This is a genomic window from Synechocystis sp. LEGE 06083 (assembly GCF_015207725.1).
Lineage (GTDB): Bacteria > Cyanobacteriota > Cyanobacteriia > Cyanobacteriales > Microcystaceae > Synechocystis > Synechocystis salina.
The window spans coordinates 1-10,435 of the sequence record NZ_JADEWJ010000120.1 but is presented as its reverse complement, the minus strand read 5'-3'; the positions used below and the strand labels follow the sequence as shown (position 1 = coordinate 10,435).

The window sequence follows — 10,435 nt, the reverse complement described above, 5'->3', positions numbered from 1 at the left end:
GATTAAATTGGGGGGAATGTGGGCATTTTCAAGCCAATAATGGCTGTCACTGGGGAAAACCAGAGGGGAAGACATAAAAACAATAATTAGTTTGCCGTTGGATCAACTCAGGGCTTTGCGTTATCCTCCAAGGGAAAAATTCAGCTCCTGTTTGAGATTAGATACCAATTTTCCTAGAACATTGACCAGTATAATAGCCGGATTATCTGCCCTTTACTGACTTTGCCATGATTACCAGGGAAACTTTGCCCATTTATCTACAACGCCTGTGGCGGAATGCAATGGTGCGCTGGTGGATCATCGGCATTATCGCCATGGTCTTTAACGTTGTCCTGCTGGATTGGTTTAAGGTGTCCCTCGGCATGACCCTCACCTGGGCTTCTGTCCTCTCTGCTGAAGTTATTACCATCATTCGTTACGGGGCGATCGACTTGTGGGTCTTTCGTAATCCCAGCCTTTCTTGGCAACGCTGTTGGGAATACCATGTGGCCAACTTTAGTGGCTTTTTTCTCTGGAGTCTAATTATTGTGATTTTGGGCAATAAGCTGGGCTGGGATCATAAAATAGCGGCGATCGTAGCCACCATGATTACCGTTTTTTGGAGTATGGCCACCAACTTTCTTTGGGTCTGGCGTAAACCAAAAAAGAAAGCTTAATTTGGAACCCATTGGTGTGATGGAAGGGATAGATAATGGTAGGTAAGATTTTTTACTTCATTAACGACGAGAAAAACCTTAAATACTGCTTTTTAATTGCAATAGCTGTTACTTTAGGGATTTTTTTGCTCAAGTTCTTTGTCACTGGCTTTGGGGTGTACGGTGATGGATTAGGCTATTACACCCCCTTGAGGTCTTTATTATTTGATGGCAACCTCAGGGTAGATAACGAATATAGTTATTACGCTGAAACCGCAGGCCAATTCAACAGCAGTCCCCGGGTATTTGGACCCATTCCAGAATACAGCAAATACACGGTGGGGCTAGGCATTGTTCTGTTACCGTTCTTTGCCTTAGGCCATCTTGTTGCTCTGATTTTACATCAGTTCAATAACGCCATTCCCGTCAATGGTATGTCCTGGCCATACGAGTTATTTTACTGTTTAGGAAGCGTTGGTTTAGGCATCGCTGGTTTAGCTTTAAGTTATTTATTCGCCCGGCGTTATTTTTCCCATCTCAGTTGTTTATTGGCGGTGACAGGAGTTTGGTTTGCTTCACCATTGAGTTACTACCTATTCATAGAAGTGTCCATGTCCCACGCCGTTTCTGCTTTCCTAATTGCCTTATTTTTATATGGCATATTCACCAAACCTTGGTTAACCAATGGCCGTTGGCAAATTATTCTCGGGCTGGTGATCGCCTTTGCCGCTTGGGTACGGCCCCAGGATGTACTGTTTTTTATCGCACCGATATTGGTGGCGGCAATCGGTTTTGAAGGGGAATTATCGAATGAAAAAGAAGATAATTTAACAACTATTAATTGGAGAAAAAGAAGTCAAACTATTTTTAGAAATATTACTCAGGTAAAATTTTGGCAACCGCTGCTAGTGATTCTGACAGTGGCGGTAATAATGCAAATTCCCCAGCTATTAATTTATCTTTGGCAGTATGGCGGCATTGACCGCATTCCCTATTTAGAAGAGGGGCAAGCTACAGGCCATGGGGGCAGCTTTAATTGGTTGCAACCATCCCTTTGGCAAGTGTTATTCTCCGGTCATCGGGGCCTATTTATTTGGCATCCCATAACCTTACTAGCTGTAGTTGGCTTAGTGCTGGGTTGGCAACTATTGCCCCGTTTAAACACCATTTTTTTGGTAACTTTCCTAGCTCAAGTTTATTTTATTGCCGCTTGGTGGTCCTGGTGGCAGGGAGCTAGTGTGGGGGGGAGAATGTTTAGTAATTGCACTTTTTTATTTGTGTTTGGGATTGCCAGTTTTTGGCAGAAGTTTCCCCGTCAACGCTGGCAGAAATGGGCAGTTTTTGTCACAGCTCTTTTTGCTTTTTGGAATCTGCTAATTGTTTTGCAGTATCAGTCCGGCATGATTCCACCAGAAGCTCCGGTCACGTTGGTAGAGCTATATCAAAATCAATTTAAGGTGATTCCTTTCTTTGTTAGCCATCTTCTGGAAAAATTTTAATTATGAATAATAGCAGAAGGTCGTTGATTAGTTAAGTATAATTAAAAAGTATTACAGCATATTGAGTGGCATCGGGGTTACTGAGTCATGAAAGTTATGATTTGCAACGGTTGAAGAATTTGCCTGGGGGACACCGTAAAAAAAGAGCAGATTCTGGATCGCCCGATAATTTTGGCGTGGCTAATCTCTTGCACAGACCAAATGCTTGTCAGGCAAGGGATTGAGCAAGTTTAGTATTTTCCCTAGAAATGGGCTCTGAAGCTTTGGCAGGCAGCCTTTCTTCATAATGGGAGGGCAATGGAAATCCTTCTTGAGAATTTTAAGATACTCAGCCTGGAAATTTGAGCGGGCTATATCAAGGAAAAACCCAGTCTGGGAACTTGAAACGCAGCAAAAATTTGCAAATAATTTAATTAATTATGAAGCCTTATAAGCCATAAATATTCCTATTCATAGAGATAAATTTAACTAGGGATACCACGTTTTAATTTAAATTTTTCTGCGATCTATGAAAAATAACCAACAAAAAATTGTTTTTTCTGCCTTCTTGGGGCATAATGAAAATAATTTGCAATAGTCTTTGTTAAATCTCTTATAACAGTTCACAGAAGAACCCTTATGTACATCTGCGTTTGCCGGGGTATCAGCGATAAAGAAATTGAAGCCGCCGCTCAACGGGGCATAACCTCCCTGGAAGAATTGTCCGAGTCCACGGGAGTAGGGGCTGATTGTGGTGTGTGCCAGGGCCATGCTTGCCAGGTGCTAGAGGCGATCGCCAGAAGGAAATTAGCCTAGGTGGGAGTCGGAATAAATTGAGTATTAAGTTGAAAAAATACAAATACTAACGATAAGCTGCAATCTACAAACTATTTGACGGGTACATCCCCTGATAAGGGCTGAAATTCCAGTACTTGGTTGACTTCCAAGCCCAGTTCTTGAGCCCTTCCTGCCTTCAATTCCAGCACCTGATTAACCTCTTGGCCGAGGGGGCCGTAGTTGGGACAGGGGTCCGCTTTGCAGGGAGGCACGTTGGGAATAATTTGTTTAATCTGCCCATCCCGCAGAAAGATCATGTCAAGGGGAATTAAGGTATTTTTCATCCAAAAACGGGCAATTCTTGGCTCAGGAAAAGTGAATAACATTCCCCGATCGCCAGCTAGTTCGGTGCGAAACATCAAGCCTTGGGCCTGTTGGGTGGGAGTTGTCGCCACTTCTAGCAAAATTGTTTCCGAGCCAATCGTTACCTGCGCCGTCAGGGGCAAAGATTCCACCACCGGCGATCGGGAGTAACTGGGACTACACCCCACCGTCCCCATTGCCAATCCAACACCAAAGCCAATGGTTACCAAAGTCCGCAGAATAGATTGGGCTTTAGATTGACCTAAGTTACGGAAAGTCAACGGGGTCATGGCAAACGATGGGGATCAACCCCAAGGGATAGGGGACTAACCAATGGTAGCTAACCAATCCCGCATCAGCCGATTGACGGTGGACGGATCTTCATCGTGGGGACAGTGCCCTGCTGGTAAAAAATGTTCCGTTAACTGGGGATAATGTTGCCGAAACTTGATGCTTCTTTCCTTGACCCGCATCCAGGGATCCCCCTCTCCCCAAATGACCAACAGGGGCGCTTGCAACTTAGCCAGCAATTTGTCCACCATTTCCCCCTGGGGAGATTTGAACACTGAGGCAAACACCTGGGCTGCCCCCGCATCGCAGGAAGGACGGTAAATTTCCTCCACCAGGCGATCGGTCACCGCCGTTTGATCTACGTAAACTTTTTGTAGGGTCTTCCGAATAGTGGGTTTGCGGCGCAAATATTGGAATAGCAAATAACTGGGTAGGGGCTGGAGCATCAAACTTTGGATCATTTTTTGCGCCAAATTGATACTGCGCTCACTAATTTGATCCCCAAATGGCCCGGCGCTGTTGAGCAAGACCACCCCAGCAATTTTGTCGCCACCGTTAGCCGCCGTACAGAGGGCAGCGTAGCCCCCCAGGGAATTGCCCGCCACCACCGTTTTTTCGCCAATCACCTGGTCAATAAAATCCAGTAACTGTTGTTCCCACAGTTGACCACTATATTCCTGGGCGGGTTTAGCCGATCGCCCAAAGCCCAACAGATCAATGGCCCACACCTGGAATTGCTCCTGGAGTTCTTCAATGTTTTTACGCCAATGGTCAGTGGAGGCGCCAAAACCGTGCACTAGCAGTAAAGAGGGCCGATCCGGCTGGGGTTGTCCTGCCCGGACATAGTAAATCTGGTGCCCTTGCCATTGCCAATAGTTACCCGTTGGTGCGGTGATCTGGGGCGAAAAGGACTGCATCTTGTTAAGAATTGTTAAGTGAGCTTATTTTCCCATCATAACCCTTTAACCCGGAGGCCAGCTAAAAGGGCGATCGCCGAGGATATGGAGGTGGAGATGGAACACAGTTTGTCCCACTTCGGCCCCGTTATTGATGACCAGCCGAAACTGATCGCCAATGCCTAAATCCGCCGCCACTTCCTTCGCCTTCAGCAAAAGATGTCCTAGTAGGGCGTGGTCTTCGGGGGTTGCCGCCGACAATTGGGGCAGAGACTTTTTGGGAATTAGGAGCACATGGACTGGGGCCTGGGGGTTAACGTCCTTAAAAGCTAGACAAAGGTCATCTTCATAGACGATTGCCGCTGGAATTTCCCGACGAATAATTTTGCCAAAAATGGTATCTTCTGCCATGGTTTGAACCTCAACTGCCACCATTCAGATTAACCCACTACCAGGGCATGGCTAATTGAATTTTTGTTTAGCCTGTTCATAAACGGCTTCCGTTATCTCTGTGATTCCCGCTTCCCTAGCAAAATTTTCTATTTTCTTGCGGGCGGCAGGACGAACGAAAAAGGGAATTTCCTTTAAACGACTGGTGGCTTCGTCAGTCCAGATAATGGGATCACTCATTGAAAAAACGGGTTTAAAACTTCGCCCTTCAGGACGACTTGACAGGCACATTCTAACCCAGAGGCTTGGCTAAGACTATGCCCAGTAAAACTTAAGTGCAATCTGGCACTAGCTCCAATCTTGGCCGTTAGTAACTAATATTTACGCTCCTTGGGCTCAAAGCGATTAATCACCACCGGCATATAGTCAACTTTGATTTTTTCTCCCTCAAAACTAGCCAAAGTGTGGCGTAGAAATTGTTCATCGTCCCGACTGGAAAAATCTTCCCTGGCATGTGACCCCCGACTCTCCTGCCGTTGAATGGCAGAAGTTAAAATCAATTCCCCCACCGCCATAATGCTTTGCAGTTCCAAAGCTTCAATAATTTCTGTATTCCATTGCGGCTGTTTATCGTCCAAAAAGATTTGCTCGTATTGGGCCTTAAAATTTTGCACCTGGGCCAATCCCTCCGCCATGACAGATTCAGAACGGAAAACCCCGCAATGGCTAGTCATGCAATCCTGAAAAGCTTGGCGCAAGGCACTGATACGCACCGATCCCTGCTGGTTAAGAAGTTGCTCAAGGCGGGTTTGGGCCTCGGTTTTATAAACGGTTTCGTCAATGGTCGGGAGCGATCGCCCTTGGACATATTCGGCAATGCTGCGACCAGTACGACGGCCATAAACTACACATTCCAAGAGGGAGTTACTGCCCAAACGATTGCCCCCATGGACGGAAACACAGGCACATTCCCCCGCCGCAAAAAATCCTTCTGTTAACTCGTTGGCATTTTTCCTCACCCGACCATCGGTATTTACTGGAATGCCCCCCATGCAGTAATGCACCGTCGGCCGCACCGGCATTGGTTCTTCCACCGCGTCAATGCCCACTAAGCGATGAGCTTCTTCCCAACAAAAAGGAATACGGCTCATAATTTTTTCCCGCCCCATGTGGCGCAGATCGAGGTACACGTAGGGCCCTCCAGCACTGCCATCGGCATTCACGCCCCGCCCCGCTCGGATTTCCAAGGTAATCGCTCGGGAAGTAATATCCCTGGGGGCCAACTCCATGCGACTGGGGGCATAGTCTTCCATAAACCGTCGCCCCTCACTGTTAATTAAATAGGCCCCTTCTCCCCGCACCGCCTCAGAAATCAGTACCCCCACCGGATATAGCCCTGTGGGATGGAACTGGACAAATTCCATATCTTCCAACGGTATTCCGGCGATCGCCGCCATGGCCAAACCATCTCCAGTGGAAGCGTAGTCATTGGAAGTGGTGTTATAAACCCGACCGTAGCCCCCCGTGGCCACCATCACCGCCTTGGCCCGGACAATTTCGATGCGGCCAGTGGAAATTTCATACATTACTAAGCCCTTAGCCTGGCCATCTTCATAGATGAGTTTCATCACATACCACTCATCATAAATTTCCACCTTATTGCGGCGCAGGTTATTAACCAATTCATGCAAAATGGCATGGCCAGTTTTATCGGCGGCGTAGCAAGTGCGGTTGTGAGAGTGGCCGCCAAAGGCCCGCTGGGCAATTTTACCGTCCGGTAGGCGGGAAAAAAGAACGCCCAAATGTTCTAGTTCGATAATGACTTCCGGTGCTTCCTTGGTGAGAATTTCCACCGCATCCTGATCCGCCAAATAATCCGACCCCTTCACCGTGTCAAAGGCATGGGCCTCCCAGGAGTCCTCCGCATCAACGTTTTTCAGGCTGGCCGCAATGCCCCCCTGGGCTGCCACAGAATGGGAACGGATGGGATGGGTTTTCGCCACGATCGCCACTTTGGTATCGGGGGCCAGGCGCTTAATTTCCAGGGCTGCCCGACAACCGGCTAAACCCCCACCAACGATGACAACGTCCTGTTCAAGCATGGAAAAACCTTCAAAGAAGCAACAACGACAATCCCCTTGGGCCTGCCTTTCCTAATGCTGAATCATTTTTGGTGATTGATCAATTTTTGCTTGTCCTACTTGTGTATATTTTTCTAACTATTTTTAACTGCAGACTATCTAGGCGAGTAATTGATCAACGAATTAACCGAATTTTTTTAAAAATAGTCGTAGTCTTTTTCCGTTTCAAAAGCAGAGTAACTAAAGTTGGAAGGGTCTCTTAAAAAAGCAAAGACTTCCTCCTCCAGACGGTGGATCAAGTAGGGTTCGATTTGATTGCTATAACGCAGACAGGCAATAAACCCATCCACATAGAGGCGGATTTCCTCCATCGAACGGCTACGGTTCCATAAATCCACCATCGCATCGGTTAACTTCTGATAAAAACGAATGAGTTGGGGGTCTTGCAACATTATGGACATGGTTATGATTCACTGACTATTTCAAGCATTATCTCTGATTCTAACGAGACGGGAATACCTTTGGAAAGTTTTGTTGATCCCCGCTAGTTAAGCAATGGTCAGCATCAACCGCCAATCTCCGTCTTTATTTACGGGCAAACATAACGTTCCGTCACCCAGCCCCTCATGCCATTCATGGTTTCCACCAAGAAAAAACCGTTACTGTAACCTTCGGTGCTAACCGCAGTGCCATTGCTCAGGGTACGGTTGGCATTTTGGCTGGCATTACTGGGGCGAGCGCGCAAATATACCCGTCCGGTTTCAGCGCCGCAAATATAGGCCGGAGAGCCACCAACGGGGGAACCGCCACAGAGATAGCGTTCTGTGACCCATCCGGAGGAACCATTGGCAGTTTCCACAAACACAAAGCCGTTGCGGTATTCGTATCCTTGCACAGGGGTGCCATTGCTAAGGGTGCGGTTGGCATTTTGGCTGGCATTACTGGGACGGTTCCGTAAATAAACCCTTCCGGTCTCCGCTCCACAGACAGTGAGGGCATTTTGGCTTAAGGCAGGACCCTGCAAGCAAAAAACTTGCCCCAACAGACCAAACACTGCCATCAAGTTAATGAGTTTGAAGATACGGTGGGGAGCAACTTTTGCTGTGGCATTGATGGGACCTTGCATGGTGAGTCACCATTGAATTCGATAAAAATCCTGAAAAGATTTTGATTTCCATCTAACATTATAGTTGACTAGTTGTTGCGGCCTTACCAAAGGGTTAACTAGTTCGACAAATGAAACAATTAGGTAATCAAAATTAACAAAAAGTTAACAGAAATGAAACAAGTATCCGTGGTTATTGTGGGTGGTGGTCTCTGCGGTTTAATGGCGGCGGTGGTGCTTCAACGTCAGGGCTTAGAAGTGACAGTACTGGATAAGGGCAAGGGCGTTGGGGGCAGATTAGCTTCCCGGAGATTACGCCATGGAGAAGCGGTGGGCTGTTTTGATTTTGGGGCCCAGTACTTCAAGGCTCAAGATCCTCTCTTTCTTGCTTGGGTAGAGGATTGGCTCAATGCCGGGGTGGTCAAGGTTTGGGCAGAAGGCATGGGTACGGAAACCGGCGCAATCCGTAGTCAGGGGGTCAAGCTATATCGCGGGGAACCAAGTAATCGTAGTTTGGCCCAATACCTCGCCCAGGATTTGAGGGTGGTTAATCAGGAAAGGGTTAATTCTTTTCACTGGCAGGATAATGTTTGGCAGGTTCATTGTGATTCAGGGCAGGTTTATCCAGGCGATCGCCTGTTAGTGACAGCGCCGTTACCCCAAACCTTAGACCTATTTGAGACTTCGGCCATTAAGTTGCCGGATTATGCCCACCAAACCTTGGGGGCCGTGACCTATGACCCTTGCTTTAGCTTGTCTCTACTGCTGGAGCAGCCCAGTTTAGTGCCTGACCCCGGTGGTCTCTGGTTATCGGGAGAACCCTTGGCTTGGATGGCTTGCAGCACGAAAAAGGGCGTTTCTCCCCAAGGCTACGGGGTGACGGTGCAGGCGGGCCCGGAGTTTAGTCGTCATCATTTAGAAACCGATATCGCCCAGGTAATCCAGTTGATGACCGAAGCGGCCCAACCCTGGTTAGGCTCAGCGGTGTTGGCTTCCCATTTACATCTCTGGCGCTATAGCCATCCCCAAAATCCCCTGGATCAACCTTTTCTCTTTGGGGATTTTCCTGGCCCAGTTTACTTTGGGGGAGATGCTTTCCATGGTGGCAAAGTGGAAGGGGCGGCCCTATCCGGATTGGCGATCGCCGAACATTTGTTGAATTCCCTAGCGAAAGGTTAGAACGGGAATGGAAGTTTTGCGTAGAACTTGAGCGGTGGTACTGCCGATGACCAAATGGCGAATACGGCTATGGCCATGGGCCCCCATTAACAATAAATCAATGGCATTATCTTCCTGGTAGCGAACAATGACTTCTTCCGCATGTCCCACCAACAATTCCGCCTGGGGCTTAAAACCAGCTTTTTCCAAGACTTTTTCCGCTGTACCCAAATTGGCGATCGCCTGGGAGTCGTGGTTGGTTTTTGCCACTGTGGCAATGTGCAACGGTAAATCAGCTAATAGGGGGGAACTGGTTAAAAACTGCAGAATTTTTTGGCAACTGGCACTACCGTCATAGGCAAAAAGAACTTTGGTAATGGTTTGAAACTGCTTTGGGGTGACCAAACAAGGCTTGGGAATACTGCGAATAATTCTTTCCATATTAGCTCCCAAATGACCCTGGGCAAATTTAGCTGTTTCCCCCCTTTTACCAAGGATAATTACATCAAAATCGCGCTTTAAATCTTCTAGACAATCCAATAAAAAACCTGTTTTGTACATAACCTGCACTGACTCTATGCTAACTTGCTGGAGGGCGATTTTCGCCGTTGCCAGGAGCAGTTTCGCCTTTTGATGATTAAGCTTGGCTTTAGTATGTTCTAAATCCACCAATTGTTTTAATAATTCTTCAGAAGTTCCTAAGCCAATACTGCCACTTAAGTTGACCGATTCCACTGCCTTTTGAGCCCGAATATCAGTGACGTATAAAACCTTGATATTGCCACCTAATTTACTGGCCAACCAAGCGGCATAGGGATAACTTTGTTGGGCGAAATCCGATCCATCAGTGCAGAGTAAAATATTTTTCACAATGGTAGCATTCCCAAAAAATAATTGGTGATGTGTAAGTTATAAAAAAGCATGGCCAGTTCTCCCAATTTCGTCCTAGTTAAGTACCGATACTAAGTCTTAATTTTCAACAGAAGAATTGATAAGTTTTAGTTCCGGTTCCTTGGTCAAATTTTGCCAAAGGGTCGCACTAGCTTCGTTTAAGCCCACCAATTCCACATCAATGCCATTGCGCCGGAACTTAGTCATAATTTGCTCCACTGTGCCCACTGCCCCTTGGTCCCAAAGATGGGCATGGGTTAAATTGATAGTAACCCGGTCTACCAATTCGTCAAAATCAAAGGCTTCAAGAAACTCTTCTTTGGAAACGAAGAAAATTTGACCAGAGACATGAAAAATACGATCGTTGTCA

Annotated in this window: 13 protein-coding genes; 4 read left to right on the top strand and 9 right to left on the bottom strand. The window is 47.1% G+C overall.

Annotated features, from left to right (window positions below; all coding sequences use genetic code 11):
• The first annotated feature begins 227 nt into the window (after nt 1-227).
• The 3 genes from IQ219_RS10630 to IQ219_RS10620 all read left to right on the top strand — a co-directional run bounded on the left by IQ219_RS10630 (nt 228) and on the right by IQ219_RS10620 (nt 2,929).
• Nucleotides 228-656: a GtrA family protein gene (locus tag IQ219_RS10630; RefSeq protein ID WP_190599427.1), complete on the top strand. Its 429-nt coding sequence runs from the start codon at nt 228-230 to the stop codon at nt 654-656.
• Between the two features lie 35 nt (nt 657-691).
• Nucleotides 692-2,134 (top strand): hypothetical protein, encoded by a 1,443-nt coding sequence (locus IQ219_RS10625; protein ID WP_194018985.1) that lies wholly within the window; start codon nt 692-694, stop codon nt 2,132-2,134.
• A 618-nt stretch (nt 2,135-2,752) separates the two neighbouring features.
• Nucleotides 2,753-2,929, top strand: a complete 177-nt coding sequence (locus IQ219_RS10620) for a (2Fe-2S)-binding protein (RefSeq protein ID WP_190599425.1) — start codon at nt 2,753-2,755, stop codon at nt 2,927-2,929.
• Between the two features lie 71 nt (nt 2,930-3,000).
• Here IQ219_RS10620 and IQ219_RS10615 read toward each other — a convergent pair whose 3' ends face one another.
• From IQ219_RS10615 to IQ219_RS10585, 7 genes are all read right to left on the bottom strand, one after another.
• A complete protein-coding gene (locus tag IQ219_RS10615; RefSeq protein ID WP_194072578.1) occupies nt 3,001-3,543 on the bottom strand; it encodes a DUF192 domain-containing protein in 543 nt (180 codons plus the stop codon).
• A gap of 36 nt (nt 3,544-3,579) precedes the next feature.
• Nucleotides 3,580-4,461, bottom strand: coding sequence for an alpha/beta fold hydrolase (locus tag IQ219_RS10610; protein ID WP_194072577.1), 882 nt, complete (start codon nt 4,459-4,461; stop codon nt 3,580-3,582).
• Nucleotides 4,462-4,506: 45 nt separating this feature from the next.
• Nucleotides 4,507-4,851, bottom strand: a complete 345-nt coding sequence (locus IQ219_RS10605; RefSeq protein WP_190599422.1) for a histidine triad nucleotide-binding protein — start codon at nt 4,849-4,851, stop codon at nt 4,507-4,509.
• 51 nt (nt 4,852-4,902) lie between these two features.
• Nucleotides 4,903-5,070: a PCP reductase family protein gene (locus IQ219_RS10600; RefSeq protein WP_190599421.1), complete on the bottom strand. Its 168-nt coding sequence runs from the start codon at nt 5,068-5,070 to the stop codon at nt 4,903-4,905.
• A gap of 134 nt (nt 5,071-5,204) precedes the next feature.
• Nucleotides 5,205-6,932: a succinate dehydrogenase/fumarate reductase flavoprotein subunit gene (locus IQ219_RS10595; protein ID WP_194072576.1), complete on the bottom strand. Its 1,728-nt coding sequence runs from the start codon at nt 6,930-6,932 to the stop codon at nt 5,205-5,207.
• Nucleotides 6,933-7,108: 176 nt separating this feature from the next.
• A complete protein-coding gene (locus IQ219_RS10590; RefSeq protein WP_190599486.1) occupies nt 7,109-7,363 on the bottom strand; it encodes a DUF6761 family protein in 255 nt (84 codons plus the stop codon).
• Nucleotides 7,364-7,500: 137 nt separating this feature from the next.
• A complete protein-coding gene (locus IQ219_RS10585) occupies nt 7,501-8,037 on the bottom strand; it encodes an SH3 domain-containing protein (RefSeq protein ID WP_190599419.1) in 537 nt (178 codons plus the stop codon).
• Nucleotides 8,038-8,190: 153 nt separating this feature from the next.
• Between IQ219_RS10585 and IQ219_RS10580 the strand changes: the two genes are divergently transcribed.
• Nucleotides 8,191-9,195 carry an NAD(P)/FAD-dependent oxidoreductase gene (locus IQ219_RS10580; protein ID WP_194072575.1) on the top strand — a complete coding sequence of 335 codons (1,005 nt, stop codon included), beginning with the start codon at nt 8,191-8,193 and terminating at the stop codon, nt 9,193-9,195.
• Here IQ219_RS10580 and IQ219_RS10575 read toward each other — a convergent pair.
• Entirely contained in the window at nt 9,181-10,044 is an 864-nt protein-coding gene (locus tag IQ219_RS10575) for a universal stress protein (protein WP_194072574.1), read from the bottom strand. The two genes, IQ219_RS10580 and IQ219_RS10575, sit on opposite strands and share 15 nt — an antisense overlap.
• 99 nt (nt 10,045-10,143) lie before the next feature.
• Nucleotides 10,144-10,435: STAS domain-containing protein (locus IQ219_RS10570; RefSeq protein WP_194072573.1), on the bottom strand; the 292-nt coding region annotated here is incomplete at its 5' end.